Consider the following 21,735-nt stretch of genomic DNA (forward strand, 5'->3'; position numbering starts at 1 on the left):
AAAACATGCCCATGAAGCTGTTCGACGAAATACCCCGCGAGCGCCCGGCAACGCCCCTGCTCGACTCCTTCGATCACCCCGCCGCCCTGCGGGCCATGAACGCCAGGCAGCTTGCCCAGTTGGCGGATGAGCTGCGCGCCTACCTGCTTTACAGCGTTGGCGTGTCCGGCGGCCATTTTGGCGCGGGCCTCGGGGTGGTGGAACTGAGCGTGGCGCTACACCACGCGTTCGACACGCCCGACGACCGACTGGTATGGGACGTAGGTCATCAGGCCTACCCGCACAAGATTCTCACCGGGCGGCGTGACGCCATGCTCAGCATTCGCCAGCACGGTGGGCTCGCGGCGTTTCCGCGCCGCGCCGAGTCCGGCTACGATACCTTTGGCGTCGGCCACTCCAGCACCTCGATTTCTGCCGCGCTGGGCATGGCACTTGCCGCCCAGGCCCAGAATAAGCCACGCCGCGTCTGCGCGATTATTGGCGACGGTGCGCTCAGTGCGGGCATGGCATTTGAGGCCCTCACCCATGCCGGGCACGTGGATGCCAACATGCTGGTCATCCTCAACGATAACGAAATGTCGATCTCCGAAAACGTCGGCGGCATGGCGACTTATCTGGCCCGCGTACTCTCCAGCAAGCCGTACCTGAAGATGCGCGAAGAGGGTAAAAAGGTGCTTTCCCATCTGCCTGGCGCGTTAGAGCTTGCCCGGCGCACCGAAGAGCACATGAAAGGCATGGTCAGCCCCGCCACGCTGTTTGAAGAAATGGGCTTCAACTACGTCGGCCCTATCGATGGCCATGACCTCGAAGCACTCACCGAGACGCTGGAAAACCTGCGCGACCTGGACGGCCCGCAGTTTCTGCATATCAAAACCGTCAAGGGCAAAGGCTTTTTACCCGCCGAAGCCGACCAGATTGGCTACCACGCGATTACTAAACTGGAAAAGCCCAGCGAACCCGCTCATCAATCGCCGACCGCCCCGCCTGTGGCGCCGCAAAGCGCCGCGAAAAAAGTGGCCAAGAAAAAATACTGCAATGTGTTCGGCGACTGGCTGTGCGACATGGCCGCCGCGGATGTCCGCCTGATGGGGATTACTCCGGCAATGCGCGAAGGCTCGGACCTGATCCGTTTCTCCAAGGAATATCCCGAGCGCTATTTCGATGTCGCGATTGCCGAACAACACGCCGTTACGCTTGCTGCGGGCATGGCTTGCGAAAGCATGAAACCAGTGGTGGCCATTTACTCCACGTTTCTGCAGCGTGGCTACGACCAGCTGATCCATGACGTGGCGGTGCAATCCCTCGACGTCACCTTTGCCATCGACCGTGCAGGCCTGGTCGGCGAAGACGGCCCCACCCACCACGGCAGCATGGACTTATCCTTTCTGCGCTGTGTGCCCGGCATGGTGATTCTGGCGCCCGCGGATGAAGCCGAGTGCCGCGCCATGCTCAGCGCGGCCTACCATCATCCGGGCCCTGCCGCCGTGCGCTACCCACGCGGCACCGGCCCGGGCGTGGCGATTCCCGACCATCTGGAAGCGCTGCCCATCGGCCGGGCCGAGGTGCGCCGCAAGTCTTCAGGCAATGGCGCCAGCATTGCGTTACTCGCCTTTGGCAGCGTGAACACTGCCGCCGCCGAGGTGGCTGAAACCCTCGATGCCACGCTCATCAACATGCGCTCCATTAAACCGCTGGACCGTGACGCCGTGCTTCACGCCGCCGACGAACACGAACTGCTGGTCACGCTGGAAGAAAACGTGATTGCCGGTGGTGCCGGCAGCGCCGTCAATGAGCTCCTGCATGCCGAAGGCGTTCAGGTGGAAGTACTCAACCTCGGCCTGCCGGACGCCTTTGTGGAACACGGCACTCCCGCCGAGCTGTTGCGCGACTGCGGCCTGGATGCCGACGGTATCGAACGTGCAATCCGCGCCCGTCTGCCGTAACCCTTATATTCATCAACGTTAGAGACTGCCATGTTATTTCTGATTGTTATCTTTGCGCTTATCGGCCTCGCTTTCGGCGGCCCCGTTGGACTGCTGGTGGGTGGCGGCCTGGGCTGGTGGCTGGGGCGACGCATCAAGCGCCGCCTGACGGTTGCCCGGATGCGCATCCAGGAGGGCTTTCTGGACTCGATCTTTTCGGTCATGGGCTGCCTGTGCCAGGCCGACGGCAAGGTCACCGACGGCGAACTGGACGTTGCCGAGAAGCTCTTCGACCAGATGCATCTGCAGGGCGAACAGCGCACCCGGGCACGCGCTGCTTTCGAACGCGGCCGCGGCGACGACTTCGACTTGGACGCCGAGCTTGCCAGCGTCAACCGTCTCACCCGTCATCAGCCCGTGATGCGTCAGGTGTTTCTACAGGTGCAGCTGTCGGCAATTGCCGCCGACGGCGTTCTGCATGACGCCGAACACGAGATGATTCTGCGCGTCGCCCGTGGCGTGGGCTGTAGCGAGACCGAAGTCCAGCAGATCGAAGCCATGTTGCACGGCGCCGCTGCCAATTCCCAGGGCGCCAGCGAAGAAGCCCTCAAAGATGCTTACCGGGTGCTGGGCGTTTCAGAAGATGCCAGCGACGCCGAGGTCAAGAAGGCCTACCGCCGCCTGATGAGCCAGAACCACCCGGACAAACTGGCCGGCAAAGGGCTGCCCGAAAGCATGCGCGAAGTCGCCCAGGCGCGCACCAGCGAGATCAGCAACGCCTATGAGCGTATCCGCGAGGCAAGGGACAAGTAACGTTCCCTATTCGCAATTGCCGGTTATCTCGGCTAATGTTGTACACACTGCTTTTAACCAAGGAGTTGATATCATGCGTGTACAAGTTTCTAGCATTACCGGGATCTGCCTGGCGGCAGCACTGAGCACTCTGTCGGCAAGCACGTTTGCAGACACCGATACCAATGACGAACGACTTTCCGGCGAAGAAATTCGTGAGCTTGTATGGGGAAATCAAGTACAAGGCGAGATGGCCGGTGGTGAAGCCTACAGCGAAGTATATCTTCCCGATGGCGAAATTGTGGGCGACGGCTATTCTGGTGAGGCCACCATCGTCGATGACACCATGTGTTTCGATTATGGCGGTGAGGAAATTGACTGCTACGGTGTCCGCCGCAACAGCGAAGGCGATATCGAATGGATCAAAGACGATGAAGTGGCCGGTTTCGGCACGATTAGCGACGCCCCATGATTACACTCTATCGTTTTCCTAACGCCCGCTCGTTGCGGGCCATCCGGGCATTCCAGTAATAAATTGCTCGCTTTCAAGTGGCCGTGTGGGGCAGAACGGCGTTAAAGATAGCCGCGTAGTGGCAGGCACTTCCGGCTATCACGAACAGATGCCAAATTGCATGGTTGAAGGGAATGGCGTTCACTGCGTAAAAGATAACGCCCAAGGTGTAGACGATGCCGCCACTGGCCAGTAGCACAATGCCGGTCGACGACAGATTCGCCGCCATTTCATCTGAAGCCAGTACGATCATCCAGCCCATGAGCAGGTAAATCACCACGCGGAGTACCGCCAGGCGCTGGGGCCAAAGCAGTTTGCAGGTAATCCCCACCAGCGCCAGCGACCATACGGCGGCAAACAGCACCCAGCCTGTGGTGCCGCGCATGTTGACCAGCAGAATGGGCGTGTACGTACCGGCAATCAGCAGGTAAATCGCGCAGTGATCAAGCAGTTGAAAGCGCTGCTTCCATCGCCGATGGGGAATGCCGTGGTAAAGGGTCGAGGCGGTATACAGCAGAATCAGTGTCGTCCCATATAAACTCAGGCTGACGATCTTCCAGGGATCGACGTGGGTGGCCAAGCTCGCCAATACCAACAACACCACCATGCCGATCAGACTGAGCACGGCACCAAAACCGTGGGAAATGCTATTCAGGCGCTCTTCGATAACGCTGAATTTACTCTGATCAGCCAACGATTTCTCATGCTGTTCGTCACGAAAGGTTGCCATTCTGGACGCTCCTTACCGACCCATCATCCCTTGCGTTCGATATCCACATCGCTTGCCTGGGTAAAATCATCCAGCGCCATCATATGGCCAAGCTTGCCCGCCTTGGTAGTTAGGTACTGCTCGTTGTGAGGGTTCAATCCCGTGGTAATGGATAAGCGCTCAACCACATTAACGCCATCACGGGTCAGGGCATCGACCTTACGCGGGTTGTTGGTCATTAACCGCAATGACGTAATGCCCAGGTGATCGAGCATCGGCACGCATAGATCATAGCGGCGCATATCGGCACCAAAGCCTAACTGCTCGTTCGCCTCGACGGTATCGGCCCCCTGGTCTTGCAGGTGATAGGCACGAATTTTGTTCAGAAGGCCAATGCCACGGCCTTCCTGGCGCAAGTATAGCAGTACGCCACGGCCTTCCTCGGCAATCCGCTTGAGCGCTTCCTGTAGCTGATAGCCACAGTCACAGCGCATCGAAAACAGGGCGTCACCCGTCAGACACTCAGAGTGGACGCGCCCCAACACCGGTTCATCGCCGGTCACATCACCCAACGTCAAGGCGATGTGATCCTTACCTGTGGCTTCGTCTTCGAAACCATGCATGGTGAACGTGGCCCAGGGCGTGGGCAGGCGTGAAGCGGCAATGAAGCGAATGGTCACAGGTTACCTCGCTGATTAACCAAACCAGTTAACCACACCAGTGTTGGCGAAATGGTCGTGTAGTTTAGCAGGAAGCGGCGGTCGGCTCACGATTAGCGTGACGGAAAAACGTCGAGAAAAATCGGCGTGGTGCGACAATTTTTGCCATGGGTCGCGCCGCCTTGCGGTCTATCTTCCAGTACAATAGCTCCACTACAATGCGGGCAAACTTCTCAAGAGCAAGTGTCTATGACTCCCACACCTTTGCAAAACGACCGTTTTCTTCGCGCATTGGCGCGCAAGCCCGTTGACCGCACACCAGTGTGGATGATGCGCCAGGCAGGCCGCTACCTTCCGGAATACCGTGCCAAACGCGCCGATGCGGGTAGTTTCATGGACCTGTGCCAAAACCATGACCTGGCCTGCGAGGTGACATTGCAGCCTCTTGAGCGTTATCCGCTGGATGCTGCCATTCTGTTTTCGGACATCCTGACGATCCCCGACGCCATGGGTCTGGGGCTGTATTTCGAAACCGGCGAAGGCCCCAAATTCAAAAAGACCGTGCGTACTGCTGAGGAGGTCGCCGCGCTCCGCGTTCCCGATGCCGAGCGCGACCTGGATTACGTGATGCGCGCGGTGTCCACGATTCGCCGTGAGCTGAACGGCCGCATGCCGCTGATCGGTTTCTCCGGCAGCCCCTGGACACTGGCCACCTACATGGTCGAGGGCAGTTCGAGCAAGGATTTTCGCCACTTGAAAACCATGCTCTATGACACGCCGGATACCATGCACCAGCTGCTGGACACCCTGGCCCACGCGGTAACCGACTACCTCAACGCACAAATCCGCGCGGGTGCCCAGGCGGTACAGATTTTCGATACCTGGGGCGGCGCGCTGACCACCCCGGCGTACCTCGAGTTCTCGCTGCGCTATATGGAGCAGATTGTCGCCGGGCTGATCCGCGAACACGACGGACGCCGGGTGCCGGTGATTCTGTTTACCAAGAACGGCGGCCAGTGGCTGGAACACATCGCGTGTGCCGGGTCCGATGCGGTGGGCATCGACTGGTCCACCGAGCTTTCCGATGCCCGCGCCCGGGTCGGCCACAAGGTGGCGCTGCAGGGCAATCTGGATCCCAACGTGCTGTTTGCGCGGCCTTCCGCGATCCGCGCCGAAGTCGCCCGAGTGCTGGAAAGCTACGGTCATGGCCCCGGGCATATCTTTAACCTGGGCCACGGCATCAGCCAGTTCACCAACCCCGATCACGTCACCGCCTTCATGGAAGCGCTGCACGACCTTAGCCCGCAATATCATCAGAGCATCGCGACCCATTCGGACGATGCACACCCGGGAGCCCAGCAATGAGCGAATTACGTGACGATCAGTGGTTTACCGAAGTATTTGATAGCCACGGCAGTGCTTTCTCGCTAAAAGTCACCGATAAACTGCTGGATGTGCAAAGCGCCTATCAGCACCTGGAAGTCTACGCTACCGAGACCTACGGCAACCTGCTGGTGCTGGACGGCTGCGTGATGCTCACCGACCGCGACAACTTCCTCTATCACGAGATGATTGCCCATCCGGCGTTGTTCACCCATCAGGATCCCAAGCGGGTGGTGATCATTGGTGGCGGCGACTGCGGTACGCTCAAGGAAGTACTGCGCCACCCAGGCGTTGAACACGTCACCCAGATCGATATCGACGAAGAGGTCACCAAAGCCTCCGAGCGTTTCTTTCCAGCGCTGGTGGAATCAAACAATGACCCCCGCGCCGAGTTGCTGTTCGCCGATGGCGTCAAGTGGGTGAACGATACCCCCGACGAGAGCATCGATGTACTGATTATCGACTCGACTGACCCGGTGGGTCCTGCCGAAGGCCTGTTTAAAACCGATTTTTTGCAGCGCTGTCACCGTATCCTCAAAAACGGCGGCGTCATGGTGCAGCAGAGCGAATCACCGCTTTACCACAGCGGCACCATCATTCGTGAATTGCGCAACGATATGCAGGAAGCCGGGTTTGACAGCGTCGCCACGCTGCCCTTCCCGCAGCCGGTGTATCCGTCCGGCTGGTGGAGCGTGACGCTGGCGGGCAAAAATATCGACGTCAACACCTTCCGCGAGCAGGCAGCTGCCAACCACGACCTGCCGCTTGAGTACTACACGCTGGAGGCCCATCACGGCGCGCTGGCGTTACCGCCGTTCATGCGCAAGGCCTTCGCCACCGAATAACCTCGCCAGAAGGTCGCTTTTCATTACTGCCCACCCTCCCCGCCCCATAAAGGTGCATGGAGGGTGGGCATTTTTATTTTTTTGCACCTAGACGTTCGTATCAAACGTTCGATTTAGCGTTGAAAAGCGCTGAATCAAAGCCTGTACCCCTTTTGGCATCTTCCTTGCTAGGTTAAGTGACATGCTACGGCATGCATAACGATTTCAAACAATTCGAGGGAACCTACATGTTGAAGAAAAAACACTTAGCGCTGCTGCTGTCTGCTGGCTCAATCAGCCTGGCGGGAGTGGCAACCGCTCAGGCTGATACCCTGGAAGATACCCGGGACAACGGCGCCGTTCGTTGTGGTGTCAGCGACGGTCTGCCCGGCTTTTCTGCCCCTGACGACGATGGCAATTGGCAAGGCATTGACGTCGACGTTTGTCGTGCCGTTGCCGCCGCTGTTCTCGGCGATGCCGATGCTGTTGACTACATTTCCCTCAATGCCGTAGAGCGCTTCACGGCGCTGCAGTCCGGCGAAGTGGATGTACTGTCACGCAACACCACCTGGACCACCACACGCGACACCACGTTGGGCCTCAACTTTACTGGCGTAACGTTCTATGACGGTCAGGGCTTCCTAGTGTCACGGGATCTGGGTATTACGGGTGCAGACGAGCTAGACGGTGCATCCATCTGCATTCAGTCAGGCACTACCACCGAGCTGAACCTCGCCGACTACTTCCGTGCTAACAACATGGAATTCAACCCCATCGTCTTTGATACCTCCGAACAAACCGTGGGCGGCTATCAGGCAGGGCGCTGCGACGTACTGACCTCCGACACTTCTCAGCTGGCCGCCCTGCGTATCCAGCTAGACAATCCTGAAGGCTCAATGATTCTTTCGGACGTGATCTCCAAAGAACCGCTGGGCCCCGTGGTTCGCCAGGGTGACGACACTTGGTTCAACATCGTGAAATGGTCGCTGTTCGCCATGATCAACGCTGAAGAATACGGTGTTACCAGCGAAAATGTCGACGAAATGACATCGTCTGAAGACCCCAATGTCGCACGCCTGCTCGGTCAGGATGGCAACTACGGCGAAGGCATGGGACTGGACGCTGACTGGGCCTACAACATCATCAGCCAAGTCGGCAACTACGCTGAAAGCTTCGACCGCAACGTGGGCATGGGCTCACCGCTTGAAATTGAGCGCGGTGTCAACGCCCTGTGGACCGACGGTGGCTTCCAGTACGCACCCCCGATTCGCTAAGCGTCTCGCTTGACCCCGGCCCGCCTCTCTCTTTGCAGATAACTGTTTAAAGGGAACAGGCGGGCCATCTGATTGACTTTCCGTATCGCGGAGACGCCACCCATGTCTGTACGACCCAATGCTCGCCCCGTCGGCCAAAAGCCGCCGTTCTGGCGAGACCGCGCAAAGCGCGCGCTTATTTTTCAAATCATCTTGGTCACCGCGGTGGTGGCTTTTCTGATTTATATTGTCGGCAATACCCAAGCCAACCTGAACGCCCGCGGCATCACCACCGGCTTTGGCTTTTTAAGCAACACAGCCGGCTTCGGTATTGGTCAAACCTTGATCGAGTACTCCTCTCAAAGCAGCTACGGCCGCACCTTCGTCATTGGCTTGCTCAATACGCTATTGGTCGGTGGGCTGGGGGTGCTGGCCGCTTCGATTATTGGTTTTACCGTCGGTATCGCACGACTATCGCCCAACTGGCTGATCTCTAAACTGGCCAACGCGTATATCGAAACGTTTCGCAATATCCCGCTGCTGCTGCAAATTTTCTTCTGGTACTTCGCGGTACTGCGTAGCCTGCCCAGCGCCAGGGAAAGTATGGCGTTTGGCGAAGCGATATTTCTGAACGTGCGGGGGCTATATCTACCCGAGCCGCTGTTTGAATCCGGTTTTGGCTTGATTCCCGCCACCTTTATCGTCGCCATTGTTGCCAGCATCGCGCTGGTGATGTGGAATAAACGACGTCACGAAGCCACTGGCAAGCGCCTGCCGGTTTTCTGGATATCACTGGTGCTTATTTTCGGCCTTCCGTTGCTGGTGCTGATTGTCACTGGTGTCCCGGTGACCTGGGAAATGCCGGTACTACGCGGCTTCAATTTCGGTGGTGGTATCACCATCATTCCCGAATTTTTGGCACTGTGGCTGGCACTGTCTATCTATACCGCCTCCTTCATCGCCGAAATTGTGCGTTCGGGTATACAAGCCATTCCCCATGGACAAACGGAAGCCGCTCAGGCTCTCAGCTTGCCGCGCAAGCTCGTCCTGCGCCTGGTGATAATCCCACAAGCCATGCGGGTCATCATTCCGCCGCTCACCAGCCAATACCTTAACCTGATTAAAAACTCCTCACTGGCCACCGCCATCGGTTATCCCGATCTGGTCTCGGTGTTTGCCGGCACCACGCTCAACCAGACCGGTCAGGCCATCGAAGTGATTGCCATGACCATGGCGGTTTATCTGACCATCAGCTTGCTGGTGTCCATGTTCATGAACTGGTTCAACGCTCGCGTTGCGCTGGTCGAACGCTAGGCCGGAGGCAACCTTATGATTCACAATAAAGAAATGATACCCGAACAGCCGGCCCCCAAAGGCACCATTGGCCCCATTGCCTGGCTGCGCGGCAACCTGTTCAACGGCCCGATCAATAGCCTGTTCACGCTGCTGGGCCTTTATGTGCTCTACCTGCTGGTGGTGCCGACTATTCAATGGGCGTTTATCGATGCCGATTGGATAGGTGATAGCCGCGAAGACTGCTCACGGGTAGGGGCCTGCTGGGTGTTCGTCAACGCGCGTTTCTCCCAGTTTATTTATGGCCTTTATCCCAGCGAAGAGTATTGGCGCGCCAATATCGTGTTTGCCATGTTCGCCGGCATTATCGCCTGGATGGTGATCCCTCGGATGCCGTTCAAGCGCTGGATGGCCGTGTTTGCCTTGCTGGCCTTCCCGGTCATTGCCTATGTGCTGCTGCACGGCGGCTATTTCGACCTGCCGCGCGTTTCGACTCACCGCTGGGGCGGCTTGATGCTGACGCTGCTATTGGCCAGTGTCGGGATGATTGGCGCGTTGCCCATCGGCATCGTACTCGCCCTCGGGCGGCGCTCCACTATGCCCATCGTCAGAACCTTCTGTGTGATTTTCATCGAGTTCTGGCGCGGCGTTCCGCTGATCACCATTCTGTTCATGGCGTCAGTGATGCTGCCCTTGTTTTTGCCAACAGAGCTGAGTGTGGATCGCCTTATCCGTGCGCTGATCGGCTTGACGCTGTTCCAGAGCGCCTACATGGCGGAGGTGATTCGCGGGGGGTTGCAGGCGATTCCCAAAGGCCAGGATGAAGCAGCGGCAGCGCTGGGCATGACCTACTGGAAGCGCATGGGGCTGATCATCATGCCGCAGGCGCTGAAGATGATGATTCCCGGTATCGTCAACACCTTTATCTCGCTGTTCAAGGACACCACCCTGGTGATGATCATTGGGCTGTTTGATCTGTTGGGTATCGTGCAAGCGGCACTTTCCGACTCACGTTGGCTGGGTTTCTCGCTAGAAGGCTATGTGTTTGCCGCGTTCGTATTCTGGATCTTCTGTTTCAGCATGTCGCGCTACAGCCAATACCTGGAACGCAAGCTAAATACCGGTCATAAGCAATAGACTTATCCACAACGCTTAATGCCGCTTTCTTTTGATTTTGAGTAGGATATCGACATGACACAAGCAGCCACCAACGCGTCCGACCTGATGGTCGAGATGCACAACGTCAATAAATGGTTCGGCGATTTTCACGTACTGCGCGACATTTACCTGGAGGTTAAACGTGGCGAGCGTATCGTGGTGTGCGGGCCTTCGGGTTCGGGTAAATCAACGCTCATTCGCTGTATCAACCACCTTGAAGAGCACCAGAAAGGCGACATCACCGTGGGCGGTGTACCGCTGACCCAAGACATTAAGCGTATCGAACAGATTCGCCGCAGCGTCGGCATGGTGTTTCAGCATTTCAACCTGTTCCCCCATTTATCGGTGTTGGAAAACTGCTGTATTGCACCGATGTGGGTACAAAAAAAGCCCCGCAAAGAGGCCGAAGCGCTGGCCATGGAATACCTGGAGCGGGTGCGTATTGCCGAGCAGGCCACCAAGTATCCGGGGCAGCTTTCAGGCGGTCAGCAGCAGCGCGTGGCGATTGCCCGCTCACTGTGCATGCACCCTGACGTGATGCTGTTTGACGAGCCCACTTCGGCACTCGACCCCGAGATGATCAAGGAAGTGCTGGACGTCATGGTGGAACTGGCCGAAGAAGGCATGACCATGATCTGTGTGACCCACGAAATGGGCTTCGCCAAAACCGTCGCCGACCGGGTGATCTTTATGGACCAGGGACAAATCATTGAAGAGAATGCGCCTGAGCCGTTCTTCAACAACCCGCAGTCCGAACGCACCCAGCTGTTCCTGAGCCAGATTCTGGGGCATTAATCCACAACCCTTTAATCCACAGCCCCGGTAACAAAGCAGCTGTTGATAAGTACGTCGTTATGGGTCTCGCTTGAGGCCCATAATGCTTATAAGACGTTTAAACACGCAGTTAAAAACAATTTACAAAGGATCGCGACACCATGGAAAAGCTATTTATCGACCGAGCGCCCCAGCCTATCGCCCCCTTTTCCCACGCCTGCCGCGTGGGCGATCTGGTATTTATTACCGGGCAAATGCCCACCGTGCCGGAAACCAACGAAATGCTGCTCGGCACTTTCACCGAACAGACCCATCGCGTCATGCAGAACCTGGCGATAGTGCTGGAGGAAGTGGGAAGCAGTTTCGAGCACGTGGTGCAGTCGCGGGTGTTTATTACCAACATGGGCCACTTCGACGAGGTCAATAAGGTCTATGCCAGTTACTTCCCCCAGCCGTTACCCACGCGTACCTGCATTGGCGTCACGGGCCTGGCCGGTGGTGCCGACGTGGAAGTCGACATGATCGCCTGGATCCCGCCTGCCAAAGACTAATCCCCCACCTGCGTAATACTGGCTGGGATAAGGGCTGCCTGCTCACGATGTTGGCTCAGCGGCTTTCCGGCCAGCGCCGTGAGCAGGATTTGCAGCGGATCGCCGTGGCTGACCAGGACGATGGTTTCCCCGCTGGTCTTTTGCTCCCACTCATCAATCACCGCGCGCATACGCTTTGCCACCGTGCTCACCGCTTCTACCTGGTGATGCTGATGCTCAGCGTTCTGGGCATCCAACGCCCATATGCTTGGGTAACGATCATCGCCCTGCCCCTCCAGCTCGCCAAAATAACGCTCTCGCAAGCGCGTCTCCACGCTTGGCGTGAGTCCAAATGCGGCGGCAATGTGGGCCGCCGTTTGTGACGTGCGCAAAAAATCCGAGTGCACGACGTAGGTGGGTGTCGGCCACTGCCAATCGGCCACCCGCTGGGCAAGCTGTTGCTCGCCCAGCTCTGAAAGGCCGAAACCTGCCACGCCGCGTGCCGGCGAGCTGACAATCACGCCCTGTTGATTCGCCTGGCTGTGGCCGTGACGCATTAATAAATAGCGATTGCGCCAATGGTCGTAAGGCGCCTGTAAAGTATTTGACATAAGTTCGTCACAAACCCTAGATTGAAAGTGTAGACTTTCGGAAATAATCATCCTTCGCAGCAAATGTCCACTTATGAAACATTTCTCGCTTTCTTAGTAGAAAATCCCAGCGAAGGGACGCAACAACACAAAAACAACACACAACGAGGCTTACTATGACAACGCCGCTCTTTCGCAAGCGCCCGCTTGCAATGCTCACTGCTGTATCGCTATTGCCGCTCGCCCTGCTATCCACCCACGCCTACGCTGAATGTGAGCGTGGCGACCTGGCGGAGATCTACTGTGACGAAGATGGCGACATGGTGGCTGACCGGCCAAGCGATGAATCGGAATGGGCCAACCCCGATACGCTGATTTTCGCCTACACGCCGGTAGAAGACCCGGCCATTTATTCGGATATCTGGCAGCCCTTTATCGACCACCTTGAGGAAGTTACCGAGCGCGATGTGCGCTTCTTCGCGGTACAGTCAAATGCTGCCCAGGTCGAAGCCATGCGCAGCGGACGGCTGCATATCGCCGGGTTCTCCACTGGTCCCACGCCTTTCGCGGTGAATCTCGCCGGTGCGGTACCGTTTGCCTTGATGGGCTCCGACGACGGTCGATTCGGTTACACCCTACAGCTATACACCCATGTCGACTCCGATATCCATGAGGTAGAAGACCTCAAAGGCAAGCGTGTCGCCCACACCTCTCCGACTTCCAACTCGGGTAACCAGGCGCCTCGCGCGTTACTGCCCGAACTTGGCGCCACCCCTGATGAAGATTACGAGGTGATCTACTCAGGCAGCCACGACCAGTCCATGCTCGGCGTTGTGGCCCAGGACTATGACGCCGCTCCGGTGGCCTCGGAAGTCGTCGAGCGCATGGCTGCGCGGGGTCTTTATGATGAAGAAGATGTTCGCCTGATCTACGAGTCCGACAGCTTCCCCACTACCTCGTATAACTACGCGCACAACCTGCATCCGGACCTGGTCGACAAAATTGAAGAAGCCTTCTTCAGCTTTGATTTCGCGGGCACCGAGCTCGGTGAAGAGTTTGAAGGCGTCGAGAAATTCATCCCTATCAATTACAAAGACAACTGGCAGGTGATTCGTAAAATCCAGTCAGCTAATGGCGTGAGCTATACGCCTGAAAACCTGGAAGAGTAAAACCTAACGCACCGCCATTGGCGGTGCGGTTATTTTCTCGACGATGGACGCGAACACATGCTGGAAATTACCAATCTGGTCAAACGCTATGGCCATGATGAAGCCGTGCTGCAAGGGCTTGACCTCAAGGTAGAGGGAAACAGTGTTGTTGCCATCGTAGGCGCTTCGGGGGCAGGCAAAAGCACCATGCTAAGGTGCATTAATCGCCTGGTCGAGCCGACCTCCGGCTCTATCAAGCTCAATGGCAACGAGCTTGTGCACCTGAGAGGGGCGGAACTACGCCGTGCGCGACGCAAAATTGGCATGGTGTTCCAGGGCTTTAACCTGCTGGACCGGTTAACCGTGATGGAAAACGTCCTGGCTGGCCGCTTGGGCTATGTGAACCTCTACCAGGCAATTTCGCGACGCTACCCGCAAAGCGATATTGAACGCGCTTTCACCCTAATGGAGCGCGTGGGTATTGCGCACTACGCCAATAAACGCGCCGACGAGCTTTCCGGCGGTGAGCGCCAGCGGGTCGGCGTCGTTCGCGCGTTGATGCAGGAGCCTGACTTGCTGCTCGCCGATGAGCCCACGGCTTCCCTGGACCCGCGTACGTCAGAGCAGATTATGATCCTGCTGCAAAGCCTGGCAAGCGAGCTCTCTTTGCCGGTGCTAATTAATATTCACAACGTTGCCCAGGCCAAGACCTATACCGAGCGCATCGTGGGCTTACGTCACGGCAAGATGATCTTTGATGGCTTACCCGCGGACTTCAACAAAGAAGCCCTGGATGCCATCTACGGCGGCATAGACGCGCCGGACGATGCGATCACCGATACACCCGCGGAGGAACACGCCCATGACGCCTCCTGACGCCCAATCATCGCCCACCCGCACTTGGAAAAAGCCGCCGTTTATTGCCAACCCGCTGCTGCGCTACGGCTTGATCATCGTCGGCGTCGTCTACTTGGTCTGGGCGTTTGGCTCGCTGCCGTTCAACTGGGCGCGGATTGCAGAGGGTATACCCCGCGCAGGGCGTATTTTTGGCGGTGGCTTTCCGCCCAGCCTTGAGCGCTATGAGCTGCTGATAACAGGCTTCAAGGAAAGCTTTCAAATCGCCATTATGGCCACATTGGTGGGGGTGCTGCTGTCGATCCCCTTTGCCGTCATGGCCGCGCGTAATATCGCCCCGATGCCCATTTACATCATCGGCCGGGCGGTGATTATTATCTCGCGCAGCTTCCATCCGGTCATCGTGGCGATCCTATTTGTTGCCGCCGTCGGGTTTGGCCCGCTCGCGGGGATTTTGACGCTGATCCTCTATTCGATTGGCTTTGTCGGCAAGCTCCTCGCCGAAGAGATCGAAGAAATTGACTGGGGCCAGGTAGAAGCCATGAAGGCGGCAGGCGCAGGCTACGGGGCCATTCTTTTTTATGCGGTCTTTCCGCAGATATTGCCGCGCCAAGTGGGGCTTTCCATGTACCAGCTGGACAGCAACCTGCGCGCCTCCGCGGTCGTGGGGATTGTCGGCGCGGGTGGCATTGGCAGCACACTGATGAACGCCTTTGGACGCTACGATTACGATTTCGCCTTTGCGATTCTACTCGTCATTATCGCGGTCATTTTGATCAGCGAGGGTATCAGCGGCTGGGTAAGGAAAAAAATATGGTAGATCACGCACAACAGCTTGCCGACCGCGTTTGGCAGCGCCATAACCCCAAGCAGCGTCTTATCCGCTTCGCCGTGCTCCTCGCGACCGTGATGGTGGTTTTCTGGGCGGTGCGCGATATTGATATCTTCTGGCCCTGGGTATGGGATGCGCCCAATCAGATTTCCGGGCTTGGCGTCCGCATGTGGCCGCCCAGTGGCGAAGGCTTGAACAACATTATTAGCGCCCTGATCGAGACCGTGCATATCGCCACCCTGGCCACCTTCCTGACGATTTTCCTGGCCCTGCCGGTGGCCTATATTGCTGCCCAGAACACCACCCCAAACCGGGCCTGCCTGTGGCTTGGGCGTTTCATTCTGGTCTCCAGCCGCTCGGTGAACACCATTATCTGGGCACTGCTGTTCGTGGCAATTTTCGGCCCAGGGGTACTCGCCGGCATTCTGGCGATCGTGTTTCGCTCCATCGGCTTTATCGGCAAGCTGATGGGCGAGGCGATCGAGGAGATTGACCGACGCCCGGTTGAGGCCATGGAAGCCACCGGGGCCTCCAAAGCCAAGGTGATTGCCTATGCAGTGGTCCCACAGGTCATGCCAGCTTTTTTTGCCATTGTGATCCTGCGCTGGGATATCAACATTCGTGAGTCGACGGTATTGGGGCTGGTGGGTGCCGGGGGTATCGGGGTTATCTTGCAAGGCTCGATTGATACCTTTGCTTGGCAGACCGTGGCCACCATCTTAATCGCCATCATCGTGCTGGTGCTGATTGGCGAGGCCGTTACAAGCCTTCTGCGTAGCAAGGTGCTTTAAACCAAGCGCTGTTAACCGGGTGAGCGTTTGACCTAGCGCTAATCGCTTGCCATGGTTAAGTGACCACTAACGACAAGGAGGATGCGTCACGATGACCACCTATATTGTTGTCGCTGATGCCGCTCGCGCGCGCCTTTTTACCCGCGAAGCGCTGACTCTCACCGAGCAGGAAAGCTTGGTACACGCCGAAGGTCGCCTGCACGAGGGCGATTTGGTCACCGACCGTCCGGGCGCCGACGTTCACGAATCAAGCTCGACCAGCGCCCGCAGTTCCAGCGACGAAGACACTGCCTCAAAACACGAGAACGAACTGTTCGCCAAGCAGGTGGTCCAGCGGCTATACACGGCCCGGGTGGACCATCACATGGACAAACTGATTCTGGTCGCACCCCCGAAATTTCTGGGCTTGTTGCGCGAAAAAATGGATGCGCCCACCCAAAAACTGATCATACATACCCTCGCCAAAGACCACAGCAAAAGCTCCGTGGATACCATCACTGCCGCCGTAAGCGATCTGCGTTAACCAAGCGGCTGCCAACCTTCCGCCGGCCCAACCTTACTGGGCCGGCCTCGATGCTAAAGAAGTCGTCGCTCTTGCCGATAAGGATGCGTACTCACTTAATGGGCGTGGCACCCGCGCCCAAACACGCACCTCGACTTGAGAGCGACCATGTTTGCATCCCTGCGCGCCAAGCTTTTACTCGCCACTCTAGTGGCCATCATCCTTGCCCTAGTAGTCAATGGCATTGCCAGCTATATCACCGTCAAGCACCACAATACCGAGCAGGTCACCCGCAACCTAAATGCAGTCGCCAACGGTAATACCCAGGCGATTGACGAATGGTTTAACGCCCGATACAGCATGCTTGCCAGTATGGATGAGGCGGCCACTAGCGATACGCCATTGGCAGCCCTGCGGCAATTAGCCGACTCCGGGGACTTCATGTCGACATACATCGCGTATCCGCAGACGTCTGACGCTGTTTTTTCTGACGGCTGGGAGCCGCCGAGTGATTACGACCCCCGCCAACGCCCTTGGTACCAAGACGCCGTCGAGGCCAAAGACACGATTATCACTGCCCCTTACGTGGATGCGCAAAGCGGCGGATTAATCGTGACCTTTGCCCAACCTTACTACCAGAATGGCGAACTGGCAGCAGTGGTCGGGGCCGATATTAGCATCCAGAATATTATCGACATCGTCGCGAGCATTGCCCCCACCCCTTCAAGCTTCGGCTTTTTAACCACAAGCGACGGTACTCTAGTCGCACACCCTGATCCCGAGTTAACTCTAGAACCTTCTACCACGCTCAGCGAGCAGTTGGATGCCGGTTACCTACAACAGCTTGATGGCAGCGACGAGCCCCAGCCACTAACCCTGGAGGGCCGCGATACGTTGCTACAGGGTAGCGCCGTAGGTGGCAGTAGCGACTGGCAACTCGTAGTAGCGATGGATGAGCACGAAGCCACCGCCGGACTTCGCGGGATTGCCACCACATCGATCATTACACTTCTGATTGTCGCGGTGATAACCGCCATCGCTCTTAGCCTGCTGCTCAAGTGGTTGCTGCGCCGTATTTTGTCGGCACGCGATGCGATGAACGATATCGCTTCGGGTGAAGGCGACCTGACCCAGCGCCTGCCGGAAGAGGGTAACGACGAGATCACTCAGATCGCCGCCGCCTTCAACCGCTTTGTGGCCACCATGGACACGGTGCTGCAAGATGTGCGCTCCAGCAGTGAAGCGGTCCACAACGCCGCCACGGAAATCGCCAACGGCGGCCAGGACTTATCGCGGCGTACTGAAAACACCGCCTCCAGCCTTCAACAGACGTCTGCCTCGATGGAGGAAATCACCAGTACGGTTGAGCACACGTCGTCGTCAGCCAAAGAAGCCAACCAGCTCTCCCAGGCGGCATCCGACGTCGCCGGACGCGGCGGTCAGGCGGTATCAGAAGTCATCACGACGATGGAAGACATCGCCGAATCCTCGGGCAAAATTGGCGATATCGTCACGCTGATGAACAACATCTCTTTCCAGACCAACCTGCTGGCGCTCAACGCCTCGGTAGAGGCGGCGCGTGCAGGTGAGCACGGCCGTGGGTTTGCCGTCGTGGCGGAAGAAGTCCGCAAGCTGGCCCAACGCAGCAATGACGCCGCCAACGATATCAAAAACCTGATCGAAGACTCCCAGGGCAAGGTCCAAAACGGCACCAAGCTGGTGCATAGCGCTGGCGAAACCATGGACGACATCGTCAGCCACATCACTCGAGTGACCGACGTGCTCGGCGAAATCACCTCCGCAACGACTGAGCAAAGTGACGGTATCGGCCAGGTCAACATTGCGGTTGCCGACCTTGACCGCATGACACAGGAAAACGCCGCCATGGTGGAAGAATCGACGACCGCCGCCGAGCAGCTTAAAGATCAGGCCGACCATCTCACCGAGACCATCAGCCGATTTAAACTGTCGCAAGGCAATGTGGCTCCTGCGCTCAATGCGCCCAACGCGCACTGATCAGGAGATCAATAATGCACTTTCGTTCGTTACGCACCTTTGTCATCGCCCTTGCCGGGCCGTGCCTATTGGTGATTGTAGTGGCGCTGGTGGCCTATAACCTGATGGCCACCTCGCGCACCCAACAAACCGTGGAACAGCACACCAGCGAGTTGCTGGAAAACGCTCTTGGGGCGCGCTTGGATGCCGTCGCCAGCGCCGAGGGCGAACGTATCCAGCGCGAGCTTGAAAACGCCATGACGCTCGCTGCCCAACTGGCCAATACCAATGCGCTAATGGGCCAGGAAGATGCGGAAGGCCAGCAGGCGCTGTCACTTAGCCGCCGCCAGCTGTCCAACATGGTGCGCGACACCGTTGCCCAGAACCCCGCATTGCTGGATGCCTTTATCGGCTGGGAGCCGAATGCCTTTGGCAGCGATGAACCCTTTGCCGGTGATGAGCGCTACGGTCATGATGACAGCGGCCGCTTCATGCCCTGGTGGTACCGCACCGATAGCGGTGAATTAGCGGTCCTCCCGCTGGGCGATACCATGGAAAGCCAGGCGCTGATGGCTTCCGGCGTGCGCGAGGGCGAGTACTACCTGTGTCCCCGCGAAACGCTGGCACCCTGCATTATCGACCCGGCATCGTATGACTACGACGGCGAAACCTTGTTGGTAACCTCCTTCAATGCCCCGATCCTGGTCGACGGAGAATTTCGTGGCGTGGCGGGGGTTGATCTGTCGCTCAACTTTATCCAGGCACTGCTTGAGGAGGCCAACCAAACGCTTTACGACGGCGCTGGCCGGATGGCGCTGGTAGCGGGCCGTGGCGGGTTAGTGGCAGATACCCAAGGCAGCGATGCATTGGGCGAAAACGCCGAAGAGGCACTCGGCGCCGACATACTGGACCGAGTGACGACCACTGCTCAACAGCAACGCCTGCAAAGTGATACCCACGACGGCATGATCGAGCGCTATCAGCCGATCACCATCGGCGACAGCGAATTGCCCTGGGTGTTGATGGTCCAGCTACCGGAAGAGGCCGTGCTGGCCGACATCAATGCCCTGCAGGATGTGCTGGGCGAGCAACGCCGCCAGGATGCCACCGGTATGACGCTGGTGGGGCTGGTGGTAGCAGCGCTCGGGCTGCTTGCACTGTGGTGGATTGGTGGCCGGATCGCCCGCCCGCTGAAGCGCCTCGCCAACCGTATGCAGGCGATCGCCTCGGGCAACGGCGACCTGACCCAACGCCTGCCGGTTCAAGGGCGCGACGAAAGCGCCGCGGTGGCGGAACAGTTCAATGCCTTTGCCGACAAGATTCAGGCCATTCTGCTCGACGTGCAGCGTAGCAGTGAATCCGTCAATCACGCCGCCAATGAAATCACCCAGGGCGGTCGCGATCTGTCACGGCGTACCGAGCAGGCCGCTGCCAGCCTCCAGCAAACGTCGTCCGCCATGGAGGAAATCAGCAGCACCGTGGCGCACACGACCAGCGCCTCGCAGGAAGCCAGCGGCCTTTCCAAAACCGCCTCACAGCTGGCAGGGCGTACCGACGAAGCCTTTGGGCAGGTTGTGACCACCATGGACGACATCCGCACCACCTCGGCGGAGATTCAGGATATCGTCAGCGTCATCGACGGGATTGCCTTTCAGACCAATCTGCTGGCTCTGAACGCTTCTGTGGAGGCCGCCCGCGCGGGTGAACAGGGCCGCGGCTTTGCAGTGGTGGCCAACGAAGTCCGTCAGTTGGCATCGCGTGCCAGTGACGCGGCCAAGGATATTCGCCAGCGGATCGATACGTCTACTGAGAAGGTGGCAAGCGGCACGCAAATGGTGCGCGACGCCGAGGCCGCAATGCACGAGCTCGCCGAAAGCGTCTCCCGGGTCACCCAGATGCTGGGCGATATCAGTACGGCGGCTGGCGAGCAGAATGATGGTATCAGCCAGGTCAGTATTGCGGTCACCGACCTGGACCAGATGACCCAGCAGAACGCCGCTTTGGTGCAGGAGTCGACCACCGCTGCCGAACAGTTGAAAGACCAGGCCAACTATCTTGCCGAGCTGGTGGGCGGGTTCACGCTGGAGACCGACCGTCACGGCCAGGCGCTACCGGCCCCCGAAGCTCGCCGTTAAGGAATCGGCGGCAGGGGGATGTCATCGCTGCGCTTGGCGTTAGCAGTCATCTCCCGGCACAGCCGCAGGAACTCGCGCACGCCGGTGGTGAGGTACTTGTGGCGGTGCCAGATAAAGGTGAACTGGCGCTTGAGATCCAACTCCGGCGTGGGCAGCGGTACCAGGCTGCCCCGCCGGAAGGCGTCACGCAGCGCCAGCCGGGACACACAACCAATCCCCAGCCCCGACTCCACCGCACGCTTGATGCCCTCGGTATGCTCAAGCTCCAGCAGCGTATTGAAGCGACTGCGTCGATGGCGCGCGGCGTGCTCCAGGGTCACCCGCGTCCCTGACCCCTCCTCGCGCATGATCCAGTCCTCCCGCATCAGTTGTTCAAGCTCCAAATGGGTCTTGCCCGCCAGCGGGTGGCGCGGCGAGCAGAACACGCACAGCTCGTCCTCAACCCACGGCTGGCTGATGATCATATCGTCATCACACGGCCCTTCGATCAAACCCAAATCCAACGAGTGTTGGCGAACGCCCTCGATAATATGCCGTGTATTGCGCACCGCAAGGCGCACGCGGCTACCGGGATAACGCTGCATAAAATCGCTGATCAAAAGCGTCGCCAGATAATTGCCGATGGTCAGGGTAGCGCCAACATCCAACGACCCCACGCCTTGCTGGCCGCGCAATAATTCCTCCACCTCTTCAGCGCGGTCCAAAAGCGCCACTGCCTTGGGCAGCAATTGGAAGCCAAGGGCATTGAGCTTGAGGCGCTTGCCCACGCGGTCGAGCAGTTGACAGTCGAACTGGCGCTCCAGCTCGGCAAGCGCCGTACTGGTCGCCGATTGGGACATGGCAAGCGCGCGGGCCGCATGAGACACGCTTTCGTGTTGGGCAACGGCAACAAAGACTTCCAACTGACGCAGGGTATAGTGCATGGGGCCTGACCTATCATTAAGACGCTATATCTATTTTAAAGATAAGCGTTATCAAGATTATTCACTTAACAGATATATCATCCTTTGCTTAGACTTGCTGGCAACTTGTTACCTATTTTTTATTCTTTTTATGCATATTCGTGGCGCTGACGGCGT

The 21,735-nt window shown here is 58.1% G+C and carries 21 protein-coding genes; 17 read left to right on the forward strand and 4 right to left on the reverse strand.

Annotation, left to right across the window (positions count from 1 at the left end; translation table 11 throughout):
• Positions 1-5: 5 nt before the first annotated feature.
• The 3 genes from dxs to HXW73_RS16640 all read left to right on the forward strand — a co-directional run bounded on the left by dxs (position 6) and on the right by HXW73_RS16640 (position 3,186).
• A complete protein-coding gene (gene dxs, locus HXW73_RS16630; protein ID WP_186254139.1) occupies positions 6-1,943 on the forward strand; it encodes a 1-deoxy-D-xylulose-5-phosphate synthase in 1,938 nt (645 codons plus the stop codon).
• 30 nt (positions 1,944-1,973) lie between these two features.
• A complete protein-coding gene (djlA, locus tag HXW73_RS16635) occupies positions 1,974-2,735 on the forward strand; it encodes a co-chaperone DjlA (RefSeq protein ID WP_186254140.1) in 762 nt (253 codons plus the stop codon).
• Between the two features lie 73 nt (positions 2,736-2,808).
• Positions 2,809-3,186, forward strand: coding sequence for a hypothetical protein (locus HXW73_RS16640; RefSeq protein WP_186254141.1), 378 nt, complete (start codon positions 2,809-2,811; stop codon positions 3,184-3,186).
• Positions 3,187-3,259: 73 nt separating this feature from the next.
• Here HXW73_RS16640 and trhA read toward each other — a convergent pair whose 3' ends face one another.
• Both trhA and ribA read right to left on the reverse strand, forming a co-directional pair.
• On the reverse strand, positions 3,260-3,955 hold the full coding sequence (gene trhA / locus HXW73_RS16645) for a PAQR family membrane homeostasis protein TrhA (RefSeq protein ID WP_186254142.1): 696 nt from the start codon (positions 3,953-3,955) through the stop codon (positions 3,260-3,262).
• A gap of 23 nt (positions 3,956-3,978) precedes the next feature.
• On the reverse strand, positions 3,979-4,614 hold the full coding sequence (ribA, locus tag HXW73_RS16650; protein ID WP_186254143.1) for a GTP cyclohydrolase II: 636 nt from the start codon (positions 4,612-4,614) through the stop codon (positions 3,979-3,981).
• A 228-nt stretch (positions 4,615-4,842) separates the two neighbouring features.
• Between ribA and hemE the strand changes: the two genes are divergently transcribed.
• The 7 genes from hemE (at position 4,843) to HXW73_RS16685 (ending at position 11,829) form a co-directional block, all read left to right on the forward strand.
• Complete coding sequence (hemE, locus tag HXW73_RS16655) at positions 4,843-5,958, forward strand: uroporphyrinogen decarboxylase (protein WP_186254144.1); 1,116 nt, start codon at positions 4,843-4,845, stop codon at positions 5,956-5,958.
• Positions 5,955-6,821 carry a polyamine aminopropyltransferase gene (gene speE, locus HXW73_RS16660; protein WP_186254145.1) on the forward strand — a complete coding sequence of 289 codons (867 nt, stop codon included), beginning with the start codon at positions 5,955-5,957 and terminating at the stop codon, positions 6,819-6,821. Before hemE ends, speE begins: the two co-directional genes overlap by 4 nt.
• A 227-nt stretch (positions 6,822-7,048) precedes the next feature.
• A complete protein-coding gene (locus HXW73_RS16665; RefSeq protein ID WP_186254146.1) occupies positions 7,049-8,074 on the forward strand; it encodes an amino acid ABC transporter substrate-binding protein in 1,026 nt (341 codons plus the stop codon).
• A 102-nt stretch (positions 8,075-8,176) separates the two neighbouring features.
• Complete coding sequence (locus HXW73_RS16670; RefSeq protein ID WP_186254147.1) at positions 8,177-9,367, forward strand: amino acid ABC transporter permease; 1,191 nt, start codon at positions 8,177-8,179, stop codon at positions 9,365-9,367.
• A gap of 15 nt (positions 9,368-9,382) precedes the next feature.
• Positions 9,383-10,483: an amino acid ABC transporter permease gene (locus tag HXW73_RS16675; protein WP_186254148.1), complete on the forward strand. Its 1,101-nt coding sequence runs from the start codon at positions 9,383-9,385 to the stop codon at positions 10,481-10,483.
• A gap of 54 nt (positions 10,484-10,537) precedes the next feature.
• Positions 10,538-11,299, forward strand: coding sequence for an amino acid ABC transporter ATP-binding protein (locus tag HXW73_RS16680; protein ID WP_274600568.1), 762 nt, complete (start codon positions 10,538-10,540; stop codon positions 11,297-11,299).
• A 140-nt stretch (positions 11,300-11,439) separates the two neighbouring features.
• Positions 11,440-11,829 carry a RidA family protein gene (locus tag HXW73_RS16685; protein WP_186254149.1) on the forward strand — a complete coding sequence of 130 codons (390 nt, stop codon included), beginning with the start codon at positions 11,440-11,442 and terminating at the stop codon, positions 11,827-11,829.
• Here the strand turns inward: HXW73_RS16685 and HXW73_RS16690 are convergent.
• Positions 11,826-12,419, reverse strand: a complete 594-nt coding sequence (locus HXW73_RS16690; RefSeq protein WP_186254150.1) for a histidine phosphatase family protein — start codon at positions 12,417-12,419, stop codon at positions 11,826-11,828. The genes HXW73_RS16685 and HXW73_RS16690 overlap by 4 nt on opposite strands.
• A 155-nt stretch (positions 12,420-12,574) precedes the next feature.
• Between HXW73_RS16690 and phnD the strand changes: the two genes are divergently transcribed.
• The 7 genes from phnD (at position 12,575) to HXW73_RS16725 (ending at position 20,656) form a co-directional block, all read left to right on the forward strand.
• Complete coding sequence (gene phnD / locus HXW73_RS16695) at positions 12,575-13,567, forward strand: phosphate/phosphite/phosphonate ABC transporter substrate-binding protein (RefSeq protein WP_186254151.1); 993 nt, start codon at positions 12,575-12,577, stop codon at positions 13,565-13,567.
• A 57-nt stretch (positions 13,568-13,624) separates the two neighbouring features.
• A complete protein-coding gene (phnC, locus tag HXW73_RS16700) occupies positions 13,625-14,422 on the forward strand; it encodes a phosphonate ABC transporter ATP-binding protein (RefSeq protein ID WP_186254152.1) in 798 nt (265 codons plus the stop codon).
• Positions 14,409-15,221 (forward strand): phosphonate ABC transporter, permease protein PhnE, encoded by an 813-nt coding sequence (gene phnE, locus HXW73_RS16705; RefSeq protein ID WP_186254153.1) that lies wholly within the window; start codon positions 14,409-14,411, stop codon positions 15,219-15,221. The genes phnC and phnE (HXW73_RS16705) overlap by 14 nt, the downstream gene beginning before the upstream one ends.
• Positions 15,215-16,024: a phosphonate ABC transporter, permease protein PhnE gene (gene phnE / locus HXW73_RS16710; RefSeq protein WP_186254154.1), complete on the forward strand. Its 810-nt coding sequence runs from the start codon at positions 15,215-15,217 to the stop codon at positions 16,022-16,024. The genes phnE (HXW73_RS16705) and phnE (HXW73_RS16710) overlap by 7 nt, the downstream gene beginning before the upstream one ends.
• 91 nt (positions 16,025-16,115) lie before the next feature.
• On the forward strand, positions 16,116-16,547 hold the full coding sequence (locus HXW73_RS16715) for a host attachment protein (protein WP_186254155.1): 432 nt from the start codon (positions 16,116-16,118) through the stop codon (positions 16,545-16,547).
• A 147-nt stretch (positions 16,548-16,694) separates the two neighbouring features.
• Positions 16,695-18,542 (forward strand): methyl-accepting chemotaxis protein, encoded by a 1,848-nt coding sequence (locus tag HXW73_RS16720; RefSeq protein ID WP_186254156.1) that lies wholly within the window; start codon positions 16,695-16,697, stop codon positions 18,540-18,542.
• Positions 18,543-18,556: 14 nt separating this feature from the next.
• On the forward strand, positions 18,557-20,656 hold the full coding sequence (locus HXW73_RS16725; protein WP_186254157.1) for a methyl-accepting chemotaxis protein: 2,100 nt from the start codon (positions 18,557-18,559) through the stop codon (positions 20,654-20,656).
• Here HXW73_RS16725 and HXW73_RS16730 read toward each other — a convergent pair.
• Positions 20,653-21,579: a LysR family transcriptional regulator gene (locus tag HXW73_RS16730; protein ID WP_186254158.1), complete on the reverse strand. Its 927-nt coding sequence runs from the start codon at positions 21,577-21,579 to the stop codon at positions 20,653-20,655. The two genes, HXW73_RS16725 and HXW73_RS16730, sit on opposite strands and share 4 nt — an antisense overlap.
• Between the last annotated feature and the right edge of the window lie 156 nt (positions 21,580-21,735).

Origin of the sequence: Halomonas sp. SH5A2 (assembly GCF_014263395.1) — a bacterium.
GTDB lineage: Bacteria > Pseudomonadota > Gammaproteobacteria > Pseudomonadales > Halomonadaceae > Vreelandella.